Genomic DNA, 15204 nt, shown 5'->3' with positions numbered 1-15204 from the left:
CAGAGTTTTTGATAATGCAATCGTGTTTGTCTTTAGCGACATCAATTCCTACATAGATCATATAGAACCTCCCGAAAAATAGTATTGATACTGTTTCAAATCCACAGGGCTCCTTGCAATCGTAACCTACTTCTTGATAAACCGTCATGCGGTAACTAACTGATTAACAAATAAACAAAGAGACTGTGGTTGGAGCCTTACTTAAACCGTCTATGCGGTAGGAGAAAACAACCAATCCACAGCATCTTAAACAGCATAGTCGAACCTATTGAAAAGGTAAAGAAAGACTATGACTAATACTAATAGTAGGAGATAGTGGGTATGGAACGCCCTGAATTTCAGAAAATAAAAGATTTTTGTGAGGATGACTTATATGACTCGGCAGAGATAAAGGGAGGAAATATGGCAAAAAGAAGATCTGTTGATCCTATATATTCTATGTGCGTTCAACCATCGTTTATCATTGGAACGAATAATGAGGACGGCTCGGCCAATTTTGCGCCTATCACCTGGGCCAGCGCAACACATGAAGAAGGTGACGAATATCTTTTCGTCATCAGTATGGCAGGAACTAAGATGACCAAGAGAAATGTTATCAGGACCGGTATTTTTAGTGCTAATCTTGTCAGCACCGATATGTTGCCGCTTATGGATTATTTCGGCTCAAAGCATGCGAAAGACGGCGCCAAAGATGATATTTCCTATGAGGTCGTCCGAGGAGATGTCCTGGATGTTCCTGTTTTAAATGAGAGCCGATGGGTCTATGAATGTGAAGTGGTGAAGACAGTTGAAACCGGCGATTCGACCACTTTCTTTTGCCGTATCCGAAATATTCAGATGGATGAAAACCTTGTGTGTGAAGATACGTTTGATGTGGACCTCACGGTATTGGATCCGGTCATTTATTCAGGAAGATACCATAGCCTGGGAAAGATGCTTGGCAAGATCGGAGATTTTAAAATGGACCGGTAACCTCGTACTTTTGGTATATTCAGGGATTGGAAATATTATGAAAGATATCATTATAAAGAAATTGACAGCTGAATTAAAAGACGATTATCTGGATTTCTTTGATAATCGTGCGTTTTCGGATGGAAATCCCAATGGCCCTTGCTATTGCACTTCTCCTAATCAGGATGAAGAAACTATAAAGCAAATGGTCAGTGAGTTTCAGGAGAACGGTGTAAAAAAGACTGTTAGAAAATATGCGGTAGACATGCTTGATAGGGGAATTATCAAAGGGTATCTGGCATTTGATAATGATCTGTCTATAGGATGGTGCAATGCCGCAGATATAGATAGTTACGAAGGCTTTGTTCCCGATTTTGCCAGAGAAAACAAGTGTGTGAAAACGATTGCAATTGTATGCTTTGAGATAGCTCCAGGATATAGAGGCAAAGGAATAGCCTCAGCATTTATTGAACAAGTGTGCATAGATGCAAAGGCAAGTGGATATGTCGCCGTAGAAGGTTATGCAAAAATCTATGAAACGCGGAATGAATTTGATTTTACGGGGCCTGTTCATCTATATGAAAAAGCCGGCTTTTCTCAGGTTATGGAACGGAACGGACAAGCAATTATGAGGAAGATTTTATAAATCCGGGTTGTTCGTAATAACGTTAAATCCTTAAGAAAACGGGGCAAAATCTTAAGGATTTTTTTCTTTATTCCTGTTACCTTCTGTGCTAGAATCATGTTTGTGCTCGCATCTGAGCAAATAATTCTAAGTTACATTCTATTTTTTCAAGGCTTTCGCCATCAGATTCCAAAGAAGTAACTAAAAGCAACGAAAGAAGGTAAGTTTATGACAATTGACAACCAGAAGTACAAGGACACTGTGTTCAGAAAGCTTTTTCACGATAAGCGGCGGCTTCTTGAACTTTATAACGGTGTCAATCACAGTAATTATGACAATCCGGATGATCTGGAGATCACTACACTTGAAGGCAATACTTTTCTTAATATGAAAAATGATCTGTCATTTATCTTTGATTATGAGCTTAGCCTCTATGAACATCAGTCCAGTCCTTGCCCTAACATTCCGTTAAGAGATCTTGAATATGTTGCAAGTATCTACAAAAGGATCGTTCCTACTGAAGATACTTATAAGTCTCATGCCATAAGTATTCCTACTCCGAGATTCATCACATTTTACAATGGAACAATTAAGCTAGAAGATGAAAAAATCTATAAGTTGTCGGATCTGTTTGCAAAAAGAACGGACAACCCCGAGTTAGATCTTATTGTTAAAGTCATAAACATAAACGAAGGGCATAATAAAGAGCTTATGGAGGATTGCAAAACCCTCAAAGAGTATTCCATTTTTGTATCAAAAGTGCGAAAATGTATAAAAGAAGCTAAAGAACGAAACAAAGAAATGAACGATATTATCGACATGAATGATATTACTCAGAAAGAAGTCATCAGCTTGGCAATATCAAGAGCAATCGACGAGTGTATTTCTGAGGACATTATTAAAGATTTCTTGCTTGAGAACAAAGAGGAGGTCATTGAGATGGGTGTTTTAGGATATAGTGCAGAGAGGCATCTTCAAGTTATACAGGAAGAGAGCTACGAGGATGGCGTTAAGGCCGGCTATGATAAGTGTGAGAAAGACATCACAGAGCTTTATGATTGGTTATTCAAGCATGATAGAATCTCTGATGTTCAAAAAGCCAACGAAGACAGTGAATACAGAAAAAAGCTATATAAAGAGTTTTCATTAGCAAATAAAAAGAAAGATTGAGTGTATAAAAAAGAGACAGTTTGAAGAGATAATCTTTGAAAAGTCTCTTTTTTATATGTTTGGATCTGTACATCAAATGGATTTGACAATATCAGAGGGTAATGTTAATCTATTGGCTAATACCGTTAGCCAATAAGCTAAAAAGATTAGCGAGGAGGAAACATGTCCAGAAAACAAGAAATCATTGATGTATGTGTTGAAATGGTAGATAAAGATGGCTTTCTGAATCTTTCTATAAAAACTATAGCTGATAGATTGGGCATAAAGCCGCCATCTTTGTATAAGCATTTTCAGGGCGGCCTGGATGAAATAAAAGAGGCGATCATTGTATATGGTTGGAAAAATATTGATATAAAGATTGCTAAATCAGCGGTAGGAAAATCTCGGGAAGATGGATTAAAAGCAATGTGTTATGCGCTGCGTGAATTCGCGCATGCTCATCCCGGAGTTTTTGAGGCAATATGCTGGCACAACTCATATACTTCCGAGCAGAACCACGAAATAACAAAAGGGGTTATATCATCTTTGTATTCTATTTTGGATTCTCTTGAGTTTAGCGAAGTTAAGAAAATGCATGTATTGCGAAGTATGCGAGGCTTTGTGGAAGGTTTTTCCATGCTGGAGTTACATGGTAGTTTCGGAGATAAAATCTCTCTGGATGAGAGTTTTGCATATGGCGTAGATGCATTGATTTCAGGAATTATGAAAGGATAAAATAATGTGGGTTGATGAAAAAAAGAAAGCACCGATAGCAGATTATCTTGGTTGGCTTTTGTTTATAACTGTGTTTGTTCAAATTATTATGCTTATTATCGAGCCTGTATCGGTTAGTTATGCAAAGACGGGAAAGCTGACAATTGCATATATCTTTTATGCGATCATTGGGATACTGTTTACAACGCCGGCTCCTGCTATTTCCCTTTTTATCGTGCTCAGGAAGGAAGAGCATATCACTGTAAAAGAATATTTGAAGCGCTTTTTATATACACCTCATAAGTTGAAAACGATTCTGATAACCGGCCTGTTCTGCATAGCAGCTTTGATATTTGCCATTCTCTGCGGTGAACCAAACGGTTCGTCCTTATACATGATGCCACTTGGGTTTCTTATTATGCTGCCGTTCGTTGGCTTTGCGGAGGAAACCGGCTGGCGTGGTTTTCTGCAACCTATGTTGGAGAAAAGATTTCCCTTTCCGGTTGCAACCACTATTGTGGCGGTGATTTGGTGTGTATGGCATTTCCCGATATGGTTACAACCATCATCCAATCATTATGGTGATAGCATGGTAGGTTTTGCTATAAACATATTTGTATGGTCATTTGTAGCCGCTGCGATCTATAAATCCACAAAGAGCGTCCTGGCATGTGCCATTTACCATTCTTTTATAAACTCTATAGGTGCAATTTATGATTGGAATTCGTTATTTGACACATACCCGAAATCAAATGCAGCGTACATATACTTTGGAATTATTTTTGTAGCGGCTCTGATAATTTGGTACAAAGAAGATCTACATCAAAAAAGTCTCTTTCCTTCTAGGTTTGAATAATGTATCATCAAATAAATATAGTTGGATCATGATTTTTGAAGATAATTCAAGAAATGTGAGGGAATATGAGTTTTATTTTTGTGGCGCTCGGAGGTGCTTTGGGTGCAGTGGCGAGATATGCGATAAGTCTTTTGCCTGTAAAAACGGGATTTCCGATACTGACTCTTTTAACTAATATAATCGGAGCTGTTCTTATCGGATTTATTGTCGGTGTCACAAGTGACAGAGACGGGATATCCGAGAACACGATTCTGTTTTGGAAGACGGGTGTATGCGGTGGTTTTACCACCTTTTCAACTTTTTCACTTGAAGCATTCAAACTGTTTGAAGATAAGCAATATACCGCCGGGGGATTATATGTGATGTTAAGCTGTTGCTGCTGCATTTTCGGAATCTTTTGCGGGAAAAAACTTTCAACAATAATAAAGCTTTGAATTCCGATTTTGATACGGACAATTTTTCGCAAACTAGGAAATGTACCCTTTCCGGAACTCGTCCATAATGGACGTGTAAGGAGGAGAACAAAAGCATGGAATGGATCGAAGCATTACAAAAAGCCATCACGTATATGGAAGAGCATCTTCTCGAGGAGATCAACTATGAAGACGTAGCAAGGCAGGTGCACACGTCGAGCTATGAGTTTCACAGAGCTTTCAGTTTCGTGACCGGCTTAACGGCCAACGCGTATATCAGGAACCGCCGATTGTCTTTGGCGGGAAAAGAGCTTGTGGAGACCGATGCGAAGATCACTGATCTGGCAATGAAATATGGCTACGAGACACCGGAAAGCTTTACAAAAGCATTTACAAGATTTCATGGTGTCGCGCCGAAAACAGCCAGAGATGATGCCGGCAAGCTTGTGCTTTTTAATCCGCTTACGATTACTATATCCGTGAAAGGTGGTAAGAGTATGGATTATCGAATAGTTCAAACAAAAGAAAAGAAATTTATTGCGCTGGTAAGAGAATTTAGTAATGGAATCATTAACGATGAAGCCAACCACGATGTGGCGGACTTCTGGGGAGAGTGTAACAGCAAAGAGTTGCTTTCTCCGATCTTTATGCTTAGGGAGGACGAAAAGCGCGACCTCTACGGTCTCTGCAGTCCGACTACAGAAGGAAAAGATACATTCGATTATGGTATCGGAATCATTATCGACGAGGATACCGCTGAGTTTGATCAGGCGGAGCTTGAGAAAAAAGGCTTCCGCATCTGGGATGTCAATCCCGGCACGTATGTGGTATTTGACTGCGTTGGAGAAGACGGCGATTGTATCGCAAAAACCTGGGTGAAGTTCTATAAGGAGTTTCTGCCGCAGATGGGCTACGAGGCTTCTGCAGAGACAGACTACGAACTTTACTATGACGGAACCAGACCGGAAATATTCTGTGAACTGTGGATTCCGATCAAAAAGAAATAAATTAGGACAGCTATCTCGAAAGAGGTAGCTGTTTATTATAAATAAAGGACAAAAGAATATATGAAAGAATATGTATCCGCTACAACCAAAGATCTGGAAAAAGTATTAGACATAGTTCAGACTTCGATAAAAATCACTTACCCCAAGTATTATCCAAAAGAGGTTGTTGATTTTTTCAGTGACCTGCATTGCAAAGAGAATATAAAAAAAGATATCGAGGCCGGCTTGGTAGGGATTCTTTTTGTTGACGGAATTTGCGTAGGAACCGGCTGCTACAAGGATAACCACATCACCAGAGTATATGTCGCGCCTGAATATCAAGGAAACGGATACGGAACATATATCATGGATTGTTTGGAAAAAGAGATATCAAAAAATAATTCAAATGCTGTTTTGGATGCATCATTACCGGCTTGCCGATTGTATATAAAGAGAGGATATAAAACAGTTGATCATTGTAAATATCCTGTTGAAAATGGTGCGGTCCTTGTGTACGAGGTGATGGAAAAAGAATTAGCTCGGAATATGACAGACATTGACTATAACGGAAGAAGCTTTGTTCCGTTAATCAATTCTGAAAATGGTGAGGTAGACGGAAATACTGTTTTTCATTATCATCAAAACGGCTTTGATTTTTCCGCTGAATATTCCGGAGGGGAAATAAAGACGGGATTCATGGTCGGAAAGGTTAATAAAGCCGGCGAGATAGATTTTTATTATGAGCATTTGAATATCTATGACGAAATTCGCGCGGGTAAGTGCCATAGTGTACCGACTGTAAAAGATAACGGAAAAATAGAACTGCACGAAAAATGGCAGTGGCTTAACGGAGATTGCTCCATGGGAGAATCAGTAGTAGTTGAACAGGAAAGGGATTGACACAATGATTGAGATTACATATTTTCAGATGTTTCTATTTATAACAATAATATGGATTATTTCGCGTTTTATAGTTGCGGTGAAAAACAACACTTTTTCTTTTAAACGAGAATTACAGATGCTTCTGGTTTACGTATGCATCGTGGTAATAGCCAGGTATGTATATTTTGAATTTCATCTTGAAAATGGAAGGATTCAAACAACAAAGCTAGGTCTTGAAGAAGATATCAATGATATGATCAGTATCATTCCGTTTTATTTCTTAGTAGACCGCTATGATGGTTGGCTTATGAACATTATCGCAAATATCGCGATGTTCATCCCTGTTGGAATCGTGTGGCCGATCTGTTTTAAAAGACTTGATACTATCAAGAAGACTATTAAAGCCGGCGCCGGGTTCACCTTGTTTATAGAACTCACACAGCTGTTTTGCATCGGAAGACATACGGATGTTGATGACTTGTTTTTAAATACATTAGGTGTTGCAATCGGCGCGTGCATTGTTTTCGCGATTCGCGGAAGTAGAAAAGGGGAACAAATAAGATGATAAACAAGATTTCAAAGAAGCTTATCGCAGTACTTTCAATATCTTTTTTACTTATAGCGCAGCTTACAGGCTGCGGCGCAGTTTCTAAGGAACCGCTTAGCGGAGTTACCAGGGTTGTTTATATGTATACCGGAGGAGACGTGGATAGAGTATCGTTTTATATACTTACCGATGATCTTCAGGTTAAGGGATATGAAATTCAGGCATATTCTGACAACAAAATTGATGTCTTTTCTGGAGAGATTCCTCCGGATGAGTATTTGGAAGAAGAGTATTCGATATCACAAGATGCTTGGGATAAGCTAATGGAAGATCTTGGGCAAAATGATTTCATGTCTATGCCTGAAGAACTTCCCGAAGTTAAGGCTTATGATGGGTCAGCGATGGAGATTCAGATAGAGACAGCCTCAGGAACTCATAGAACCGGAGGCTACCTAGCGGGATATGGCAAGGGAAGATACCATAAGCGTTTTGCCAATATCTCAAGAGCTTTTTTTGAAGCAATAGCAAACGAGGAGTAAAAGCTCTGTCACAGTATCTTTTTTATCTTAAAGAAAGTCAGACTGCCGACAACGATGAGCAGGCTTAAGCCGATGATCACGGGGTATCCGAACTTCCAGGTTAGCTCTGGCATGTACTTGAAGTTCATTCCGTACCAGCCAACGATGAGTGTTAGCGGCATGAAGATTGTCGTTACCACGGTAAGGACCGTCATGATGCGGTTCTGCTTAACATCAAGCTGAGACTGATACAGGTCGTTAAGCTGGATGGTGTAATCTCTAAGGTGAGTTGCGGCGTCGTAGAGCCTGTCAACCCTGCTTGAGAACATGTGGAAATATCTGAGATTGTCTTCCTCAAAGAATCCGTTCTCGTTTTCTTCAAGCTCCTGACCAAGATCCTGGAGCTGCTCATAGTGCGTGCGAAGGTCTCTTATATCGCCGCGAATCTCGTTGTTTCGCTGGATGTGAGCCTCCTCGGCGTCAGTCATGATCTCTTTTTCTATTCCGTCAAGTTCGCGCTCATAGCGCTGCATTATCAGAAGGTCGTTGTGAATTATCTGCTCAAGAAAATCGTAGAGGAATCTCTCAAGTGAAGGCTTGCGCCACTTCTTGTTTCGCTGGATCTGCTTAACTAGCTTGAGTGCGCTGTCTGTTTTATCTATGAATATAATTCCGGTTTCATCCAGGGCAAAAGAAAAACTTTCAGGCTCATCGGTACACGCCGACTGCACGGGAATGCAGAAGGTTCCGGTTAACGAGTCGTAGTTTACTTCGGCCTTGGTTGTAAGGATCTCATCGTTTTCCATATCAAGATCTATGCCCATGTCAAAATTCTCGCTCTGAGCAAGCCATTGCTCCGGCGTAAGAACGGCAACATAAGGAAATCCCGCATCGTGGCACTGCTCTGCGCTGCATTCTTCAAGTGTGTTCTTGATAAGATAGTACATGATGATCCTCCGACATGGTTTATTTTATATCTTTTAGACTTTTGACATATATGATAAACGAATTGCTCCATGACTTATGTCATTTTCGCAATTCTACAAATATTCGAAAACCGCTAATTTGCTATGCAAATTGCTATTTTCTCATATTTGTTCGGGTCATAAAGTCAAAAAGCTTAACATGCAAGCATGTACGCTTTTAGACTTTTGACACCTTTATCATATATCATATCACCCTAAAAGCTCATTAAAAAGGCACAAATATTGTATAATTAAAAAAGCGGGGATGAATATATGGAACGTTATGAATTCGGAAATCCAAATTCGACGAATGTTTTGATTCAGATGATCGGTGACCATGAACTTTCGGGCTTGGAAAAAGAGCTTGCTCATATCAGAAAGAACGCGGGAGAAGATTTCTTTTTGATCGCCTTCAAGGTTGATGACTGGAATAAAGAGCTTTCGCCATGGAAGGCGCCTGCAGTGTTTGGAGATGAGGCCTTTGGCGGCTTCGCGGGCGAAACGCTGGTCAAAGTCTTGGAGCAGCTTAATGAAATTGGTAGGCAAAAGAAATACTGTATCGGCGGATACTCGCTGGCTGGCTTGTTTGCTCTGTGGGCAGCGCATGAGACAGATCTTTTTACCGCAGTGGCAGCAGCTTCGCCTTCAATATGGTTTCCGGGTTTTATTGATCATATGAAATCGCGCTCCATCCATGCGGATAAGGTTTATCTAAGCCTTGGCAATCGCGAGGCGAAGACAAGAAATCCGGTTATGGCAACTGTCGCGGATTGTATAGAAATGTCTTTTGACCTGCTTAAGCAGCAAGGCGTTGATTGCACGCTCAAGTGGAATGAAGGAAATCACTTCAAGGATGCGGAGATACGGACCGCGAAGGCGTTTGCGTGGACACTGGATTGAGTCAATTTCATCGGAGAAAAGGGATTTTTGCAATGAAGATTTTATTTATCGGCAACAGCCATACATATATGAATGACATGCCACAGCTGGCAAAGCAGATGATTGAAGACGTGACGGGTGAGGCGGTCGAGGTATTTATGCTGGCTTATTCCGGAAGGTCACTTAAGTGGCACATGGAAGAGGAGTATTTCTCTGAAAGGTTTAATATTCTGCACGGAGGCTATGACTTCTGTGTTATCCAGGAGCAGGCGCATCCGATGCCGCCAAAAGAGGACACGGTAGCAAACGTTGATAAGATAATAAAGCTTTGCAGGCAGGTTGATACGACGCCGATCATATTTGAGACTTGGGCGGAAAAAGAGAAGCCGGAGAACCAGGCGGAGATGAACAGAAGATACAGAGAGATCGCATTTAGGCAGGAAGCGCTGCTGGCGCCTGTCGGAGAAGTGTGGGAGCATGCTAAGTTCGAGCTTAAAGATATTCCGGATGCGGATCTGTATTATCGCGACGGAGCGCATGCGTCGGCTGTCGGTGATTATCTGGTCGCAATGGTATTGACCAAAGTTATCACAGGAGCAATACCTTCCGAGAACTTTAAAAAGTCGTTTGATTTCTCGCTTCCTGATGATGAGTGGAATCATGTAAAAGAAAAAGTGGAAGACGAGAGCGTGGAATTAACAAGTGAGGTGGTTAAAGCAATCAGAGATTGCGTGAAAGAAATATAATTCATTTTTATAGGGGCTAAGGGGGTAAAAAATGGATAAGGCTAAGATTGAACAGTTTGTCAGCAAACAGAGGGCTGCGCTTGTCGGTTCGGTTGATGGGAATGGGTTTCCGAACATCAAAGCGATGCTTAAGCCCAGAAAACAGGTTGGGTTAAAAGAGTTTTATTTTTCCACCAACACTTCGTCAATGAGGGTTCAGCAGTTTCTTAATAATCCCAAGGCGAGTCTGTACTTTTTTCACCAAGGACTGATCAGGTACACAGGGGTTATGCTTATCGGAACGATGGAGGTTTTGACCGATCAAGAGATCAAGAACGAGATCTGGAGAAAGGGCGATATCATGTATTACAAGGGCGGTGTCACCGATCGTGATTACTGCGTCCTTAAATTTACTGCGCAGAAGGGCAGATTCTACAGCGATTTAAAGAGCGACAATTTCAGTGTGGAATAAAATGGGAGTATAAGGGGGAAGTATGAAAAAGTATAAGATTGCGGCGATACTAATGATAATCCACGGCGGATTCATGGAGATCTTGTGCTCACTAATGATGATACCGGCTATGCTGTCAGGGGCGGGCGGCGCGCTTGTACTGATGTTGATGCAGTATTTCGGCGACAGCAGTGCAAGTAAATAACCTTTGCAACATCTTTGACTCCTTGATTGTTTGATAGATAAAGAGACAAATGAACGATCAAGGAGGGAAAGTATGGAATTAATAGCTGCTAAGGAAGAAAACGGATGGGTACTCTCAAGATGGGATCTGACTTACAAGGTTGGTTGGGAGCATATTCAAAAAGGCGTTTCAGCCGTCTATGATTTTTACAGTGATCCTGAAATTCTTGTGGCGAGTTCGCCGATTAAAATCAACAGTAAAGAAGATATCATGAATATCCCCGAGACCATGAACCTGACTATTCGCGGAATGTCTGATATTATCAAGGCTCCCATCATGATCACTTTCTACAATCAGATGCAAGCGGTCGATGTGAGCGTCGCGCAGGTTTCTGACGAGTTTAAAAATATCAATTACGAGAAGTTCAATCACTCGCTCTGCCAGTACATGGACAGCATAGAGATTGCGATGTATAGGAAATAAAAGGTTGCGGGGGATTTTGGAGGAAGGAAAAAGATTGTTTTGAAGAATAATTCGGTAAGATGCGTATGGTACGAGGATGAGGTGAAAGATTATTAAAAACTCTTGCATTGCATACTAATCAATAATGAGAGACAATATAGGCGTGATCAAATGATTTTTTTTAATAACGGAGAAATAACATGGGAAAAGAAATATTTGAAAAAGAACAGACCCATTTGACGACGACCTATAATAAACTTTTAAAGATTAAAAAAGACCTCGAGGAGCAGATCTCTGCTCTGAATGAGAAGGCGGTTGAAGACAAAAATGATATCAGGGACAACATCCGTTTTGATTATGCGGATATAGAGACTACAATGGAAACTCTCGCAGAGATAGAGGTATGGAATCGCTACATTGATACCTACAACGTTGAGAGTAATTCCCTTGGAAAAAGACTTGATACAGTTAATAAACTGCTCGAGTCACCTTATTTTGCCAAGATAGAGCTTGTGTTTGAAGGAGAAAGTCAGCCTGAAAGTTATTATATAGGACGAGCGGCGATCTCGGAAAACGGCTACGATCAGATGGTTGTAGACTGGAGATCTCCAATCGCGGAAGTTTATTACAATCAGGAAAACGGTAAAACAAGCTATACTGTTGATGACAGGACAATCCCCGTTGATCTGAGGATTCGTCGCCAGTTTGATATAAACAGAGACAAGCTGGTTTCATTTTTTGACACTCAGATTGCGATCGAGGATCCCATGCTTCTTAAATCTCTTTCGCAGACCCGCTCTGACAAGATGCAGGCAATCACAGCCACAATTCAGAAAGAACAAAACAAGGTAATCCGTTATCCCGATGTACAGGTTCTTTTGGTCAGTGGTATTGCAGGTAGCGGTAAGACTTCGGTCCTTTTGCAGAGAATAGCATATCTTTTTTATCAAAAGAGAAAGACACTTCGCCCCGAGCAGGTATGTCTTTTGACTCTTAATCCCGTATTTCGCGATTATATCGATAACGTCCTTCCTGATCTGGGAGAGACCAATCCGCCGACTTTGACATGGCATGAGTTTTTGAAAAAAGTGGGCGTTCCTTTTGCTGACAATGAATATGACGGTACGGACGATGCAAGTTTGCAGAAGATTCATGACGAGCTGCTAAAGCTATGTCCCGAAGAGGATGATTTTTACGATATTACTCATAACGGCAAGCTTGTGATGTCAAAGAGCGATGTTTTTGCCGTGATAAAAAAGTTTTCTAAATTCCCGATGGGAGTTCGCCTGATTCAAACGGCCTCGGAGGAAATTGAAGAAAGAGCGAAAAACATACTTAGAAACAAGGATATCTTTAATGATGAGTCCGAAAGCACGGCAGGCTCCGATGCCGCGGAGGATAATCGCATTGAGAATGATTTTGGCGGTGCGCTCAGCTTTATAAGGCGTTATGGTTTCATTAACGTCAAGCGTGTTGCGCAGAGAATCCTCGGAAGCGAGTATATCACCGCTGCTGAGTGGCTTTTTACCAAGATGGAGCTTACAGGTATATGTGACAGAAACGTTCGGTATGTTATGATAGACGAAGTGCAGGATTACACAGCAGCGCAGCTAATGGTGTTTGGTAAATATTTTCCTAATGCTCGTTTTATGCTGCTTGGCGATGAGTTCCAGGCAATTCGGGGTGGCACAGTTTCTTTTGCACAGATAAAAGAGATGGCAGAGGCAGCAGGAAAAGAATTTGCGCTTCTTCCGTTAATGACAAGTTACAGAAGCTCACTCGAGATAACTAAAATGTTTGCTTCTCTCCTTCCGAATGAAAAGAAAATGCTGGTTTCATCGGTAAGACGATCGGGAGAAGAGATTATTGTAAAGAGCTGTGATTCGGATAAAAAATACTATGAGGAACTTAAGGCACTGATAAAAGAGTTCGGCAAAAAAGACGGTCTGACTGCGGTTATATGCAGAAACAGTTACAGTCTTGAAAAGATTGCGGAAGCGCTTGGGGATAACGCACCGCAGCTTATTTCCGAAAATGACAGTTTGCCAAAGAGCGGTGCATTTCTTATTGAGTTATCGCTAGCGAAGGGGCTTGAGTTTGACAATGTAATCCTTGCTGACGCCGATGCAAAAGCCTATCCTTCGGACGAACTCGGAAAGCATTGCCTGTACACAGCCATATCCAGAGCTACGCAGCGTCTTGCTGTTTTGGCCAATGGCCCGTTGGGGACGGGATTGGCGGACCGCTGATATGTAATGACCTCCTGTCAAGCAAAAAATGATAGGGATCACCACAAACTTATTTAATTGTTGCTGAAGGCACCTTGAAAGAGCCTCGGAGTATCAGTTCCCGGCATTGGCCACTCTGATATACGTGGATTGGTTACCGACAGGTCAATGGTCCGCCGTGAGCTCTACCTTCTAACAGCGTGGATCACAGATTTCTCTGTGCCGACATAGTGGTCTCGTAGATAGCTCGAACCTTGAAATGGCCGAAGCCCTTTCAAGATGTCTTCAGTTGTTACTTGTTATGGCCAGATGTAAATGGCATAAGCCATCTTACATCTGCTTGATTACGAACTATAACAGCGGGGTGAAGATGTCAAGGCTGCGAAGCACCGCCCTTGGCGGCTCGGCCTTGATATCGGAAACGCGATGTTATAACTGATTATGCTATATTATCGGTCATCATACCCCACATAAAGCATGCAAGTTCTCTTGCTACTGCTGTTTTAGCTACATTGTGTTTCTTGCTCTTACCAAGAACCATTTTGTAGAACTTTCTTCTGAGCCTTTCATTAGCTTTATCAGCATATGCGATGACTTTAGGTGTGTTACCAGTCTGGCGCGCTTTAAGTACTTTTGATTTATAACCTATTTGGCCTCTGCTGTATGACTGTGATGATTCAATAAGTAGTTGCCTTACATGACGATTACCAGCTTTTGTGATACCAAGCCTTGCCTTGTCATCTCCGCTGGAATCTTCTCCAGGCACAAGCCCAAGATATGCAGAAAACTGATTGGCGGAAGCAAAACGTTTAAAATCACCGACTTCAACTAGTACAGATAACGCTGTATGAGTTTGAACTCCGATGAAACAACAGAGCTTTTTAACTGATTCTCTGTATTCATCTTTGGAAGCAAGTTCCTCTATTCGTTTATCTAAACGCTCAAGCTTATCACTTAGAGTTGTATAGGTCAGCAGATATTCATCGAGAATCTCTTTATACAGAGACTCAAGCTTCAATGATTTTAGCCAGTTCACATGTGCTGCTGTCCAGTGGTTTTTTCCTTCATATCGATAATCGTGGCGAAGACAAAAAGAAAGAATCTGTTGCTTCACTTTCTTAAGCGCTAGCTTATGATCATCCCGCATTCGAAGAAATTCTTTTGTTTCTTCATCAGAAGCAGATGGAACATAAACAGGACTGTAGTTGTGCTGAGCAAGACACTTTCCAATCAGTTCAGCATCACGTTTATCGGTTTTTATTCTTTTACCACTACGTGGTTCTAACATGGTGGTAGGTGCAAGTATCACACAGTTAACGTTACGATCAGTTAACTGATGATATAAAGTGTAGCCGAGACAACCGGCTTCATAACCGCATATAAAGTTTGTATCATTTCCGTAGATAGTTCTAAGGAATTCAAGATATTTAAGGACTTCCTTGTAATCAGCGGGTGTGCGCCTTGTGTGAGATGACTTCTCTGTTTCGATTAAATAATCACAAAGAGTAAAACTTTCCTTGTGTACATCCATTCCTACGTAAACTGTGGTATTATTCATTTAGTGACCTCCCTTTGTATGCGGTAATCCCTGTTACCATTGACTCAACATCTTTAGTATACAGGAAAATCCACGTTGCTACATAGTGGAGGTCATTACATATTGTCTAAA

The 15204-nt window shown here is 41.2% G+C and carries 18 protein-coding genes; 16 read left to right on the top strand and 2 right to left on the bottom strand.

Going from position 1 to position 15204, the window contains the following annotated elements:
* Positions 1 to 321: 321 nt before the first annotated feature.
* From BM377_RS15400 to BM377_RS15355, 10 genes are all read left to right on the top strand, one after another.
* Positions 322 to 972, top strand: a complete 651-nt coding sequence (locus BM377_RS15400) for a flavin reductase family protein (protein ID WP_092250712.1) — start codon at positions 322 to 324, stop codon at positions 970 to 972.
* A gap of 37 nt (positions 973 to 1009) precedes the next feature.
* The gene (locus BM377_RS15395; RefSeq protein ID WP_092250709.1) at positions 1010 to 1597 is read left to right on the top strand and encodes a GNAT family N-acetyltransferase; all 588 of its coding nucleotides are present in this window, start codon (positions 1010 to 1012) and stop codon (positions 1595 to 1597) included.
* A 207-nt stretch (positions 1598 to 1804) separates the two neighbouring features.
* Entirely contained in the window at positions 1805 to 2746 is a 942-nt protein-coding gene (locus BM377_RS15390) for a hypothetical protein (RefSeq protein WP_092250706.1), read from the top strand.
* Between the two features lie 162 nt (positions 2747 to 2908).
* Positions 2909 to 3460: a TetR/AcrR family transcriptional regulator gene (locus BM377_RS15385; RefSeq protein ID WP_092250703.1), complete on the top strand. Its 552-nt coding sequence runs from the start codon at positions 2909 to 2911 to the stop codon at positions 3458 to 3460.
* A 4-nt stretch (positions 3461 to 3464) separates the two neighbouring features.
* Positions 3465 to 4295 (top strand): CPBP family intramembrane glutamic endopeptidase, encoded by an 831-nt coding sequence (locus BM377_RS15380; protein ID WP_092250700.1) that lies wholly within the window; start codon positions 3465 to 3467, stop codon positions 4293 to 4295.
* A 65-nt stretch (positions 4296 to 4360) separates the two neighbouring features.
* The gene (crcB, locus tag BM377_RS15375; protein WP_092250697.1) at positions 4361 to 4729 is read left to right on the top strand and encodes a fluoride efflux transporter CrcB; all 369 of its coding nucleotides are present in this window, start codon (positions 4361 to 4363) and stop codon (positions 4727 to 4729) included.
* Between the two features lie 95 nt (positions 4730 to 4824).
* Positions 4825 to 5715, top strand: a complete 891-nt coding sequence (locus tag BM377_RS15370) for an AraC family transcriptional regulator (RefSeq protein WP_092250694.1) — start codon at positions 4825 to 4827, stop codon at positions 5713 to 5715.
* Between the two features lie 60 nt (positions 5716 to 5775).
* Positions 5776 to 6594 (top strand): GNAT family N-acetyltransferase, encoded by an 819-nt coding sequence (locus tag BM377_RS15365; protein WP_092250691.1) that lies wholly within the window; start codon positions 5776 to 5778, stop codon positions 6592 to 6594.
* Between the two features lie 118 nt (positions 6595 to 6712).
* Positions 6713 to 7141, top strand: a complete 429-nt coding sequence (locus tag BM377_RS15360) for a VanZ family protein (protein WP_242948191.1) — start codon at positions 6713 to 6715, stop codon at positions 7139 to 7141.
* Positions 7138 to 7662: a hypothetical protein gene (locus BM377_RS15355; protein WP_092250685.1), complete on the top strand. Its 525-nt coding sequence runs from the start codon at positions 7138 to 7140 to the stop codon at positions 7660 to 7662. The genes BM377_RS15360 and BM377_RS15355 overlap by 4 nt, the downstream gene beginning before the upstream one ends.
* Positions 7663 to 7670: 8 nt before the next feature.
* Here the strand turns inward: BM377_RS15355 and BM377_RS15350 are convergent, their stop codons facing one another.
* Positions 7671 to 8588, bottom strand: a complete 918-nt coding sequence (locus tag BM377_RS15350) for a magnesium transporter CorA family protein (RefSeq protein ID WP_092250682.1) — start codon at positions 8586 to 8588, stop codon at positions 7671 to 7673.
* Between the two features lie 291 nt (positions 8589 to 8879).
* Between BM377_RS15350 and BM377_RS15345 the strand changes: the two genes are divergently transcribed.
* From BM377_RS15345 to BM377_RS15325, 6 genes are all read left to right on the top strand, one after another.
* Positions 8880 to 9506 (top strand): alpha/beta hydrolase, encoded by a 627-nt coding sequence (locus BM377_RS15345; RefSeq protein WP_092250679.1) that lies wholly within the window; start codon positions 8880 to 8882, stop codon positions 9504 to 9506.
* A gap of 32 nt (positions 9507 to 9538) precedes the next feature.
* Positions 9539 to 10231: an SGNH/GDSL hydrolase family protein gene (locus tag BM377_RS15340; RefSeq protein WP_092250676.1), complete on the top strand. Its 693-nt coding sequence runs from the start codon at positions 9539 to 9541 to the stop codon at positions 10229 to 10231.
* Positions 10232 to 10262: 31 nt separating this feature from the next.
* Positions 10263 to 10682 carry a pyridoxamine 5'-phosphate oxidase family protein gene (locus tag BM377_RS15335; protein WP_092250674.1) on the top strand — a complete coding sequence of 140 codons (420 nt, stop codon included), beginning with the start codon at positions 10263 to 10265 and terminating at the stop codon, positions 10680 to 10682.
* A gap of 22 nt (positions 10683 to 10704) precedes the next feature.
* Positions 10705 to 10866, top strand: a complete 162-nt coding sequence (locus tag BM377_RS16390) for a hypothetical protein (protein WP_177223924.1) — start codon at positions 10705 to 10707, stop codon at positions 10864 to 10866.
* Between the two features lie 72 nt (positions 10867 to 10938).
* On the top strand, positions 10939 to 11328 hold the full coding sequence (locus BM377_RS15330) for a hypothetical protein (protein WP_092250671.1): 390 nt from the start codon (positions 10939 to 10941) through the stop codon (positions 11326 to 11328).
* A 179-nt stretch (positions 11329 to 11507) separates the two neighbouring features.
* Positions 11508 to 13556, top strand: coding sequence for a HelD family protein (locus tag BM377_RS15325; protein WP_092250668.1), 2049 nt, complete (start codon positions 11508 to 11510; stop codon positions 13554 to 13556).
* A 418-nt stretch (positions 13557 to 13974) separates the two neighbouring features.
* On the opposite strand, the gene BM377_RS15320 is transcribed toward BM377_RS15325, so the two are convergent.
* Positions 13975 to 15093: an IS110 family RNA-guided transposase gene (locus tag BM377_RS15320; RefSeq protein WP_092246871.1), complete on the bottom strand. Its 1119-nt coding sequence runs from the start codon at positions 15091 to 15093 to the stop codon at positions 13975 to 13977.
* Positions 15094 to 15204: the final 111 nt, after the last annotated feature.

The sequence above is a fragment of the Butyrivibrio sp. INlla21 genome, from assembly GCF_900116875.1.
Lineage (GTDB): Bacteria > Bacillota > Clostridia > Lachnospirales > Lachnospiraceae > Butyrivibrio.
Note: the sequence above shows the minus strand (reverse complement) of the source record. Positions and strands in the feature narration are given on the sequence as shown.

Coding starts and splice junctions, on each gene's coding strand:
- BM377_RS15320 (WP_092246871.1), bottom strand. CDS start 15,093: ATGAATAATACCACAGTTTACGTAGGAATGGATGTACACAAGGAAAGT.
- BM377_RS15355 (WP_092250685.1), top strand. CDS start 7,138: ATGATAAACAAGATTTCAAAGAAGCTTATCGCAGTACTTTCAATATCT.
- BM377_RS15360 (WP_242948191.1), top strand. CDS start 6,713: ATGCTTCTGGTTTACGTATGCATCGTGGTAATAGCCAGGTATGTATAT.
- BM377_RS15380 (WP_092250700.1), top strand. CDS start 3,465: ATGTGGGTTGATGAAAAAAAGAAAGCACCGATAGCAGATTATCTTGGT.
- crcB (WP_092250697.1), top strand. CDS start 4,361: ATGAGTTTTATTTTTGTGGCGCTCGGAGGTGCTTTGGGTGCAGTGGCG.
- BM377_RS15365 (WP_092250691.1), top strand. CDS start 5,776: ATGAAAGAATATGTATCCGCTACAACCAAAGATCTGGAAAAAGTATTA.
- BM377_RS15350 (WP_092250682.1), bottom strand. CDS start 8,588: ATGTACTATCTTATCAAGAACACACTTGAAGAATGCAGCGCAGAGCAG.
- BM377_RS15325 (WP_092250668.1), top strand. CDS start 11,508: ATGGGAAAAGAAATATTTGAAAAAGAACAGACCCATTTGACGACGACC.
- BM377_RS15400 (WP_092250712.1), top strand. CDS start 322: ATGGAACGCCCTGAATTTCAGAAAATAAAAGATTTTTGTGAGGATGAC.
- BM377_RS15385 (WP_092250703.1), top strand. CDS start 2,909: ATGTCCAGAAAACAAGAAATCATTGATGTATGTGTTGAAATGGTAGAT.
- BM377_RS16390 (WP_177223924.1), top strand. CDS start 10,705: ATGAAAAAGTATAAGATTGCGGCGATACTAATGATAATCCACGGCGGA.
- BM377_RS15370 (WP_092250694.1), top strand. CDS start 4,825: ATGGAATGGATCGAAGCATTACAAAAAGCCATCACGTATATGGAAGAG.
- BM377_RS15345 (WP_092250679.1), top strand. CDS start 8,880: ATGGAACGTTATGAATTCGGAAATCCAAATTCGACGAATGTTTTGATT.
- BM377_RS15340 (WP_092250676.1), top strand. CDS start 9,539: ATGAAGATTTTATTTATCGGCAACAGCCATACATATATGAATGACATG.
- BM377_RS15390 (WP_092250706.1), top strand. CDS start 1,805: ATGACAATTGACAACCAGAAGTACAAGGACACTGTGTTCAGAAAGCTT.
- BM377_RS15395 (WP_092250709.1), top strand. CDS start 1,010: ATGAAAGATATCATTATAAAGAAATTGACAGCTGAATTAAAAGACGAT.
- BM377_RS15335 (WP_092250674.1), top strand. CDS start 10,263: ATGGATAAGGCTAAGATTGAACAGTTTGTCAGCAAACAGAGGGCTGCG.
- BM377_RS15330 (WP_092250671.1), top strand. CDS start 10,939: ATGGAATTAATAGCTGCTAAGGAAGAAAACGGATGGGTACTCTCAAGA.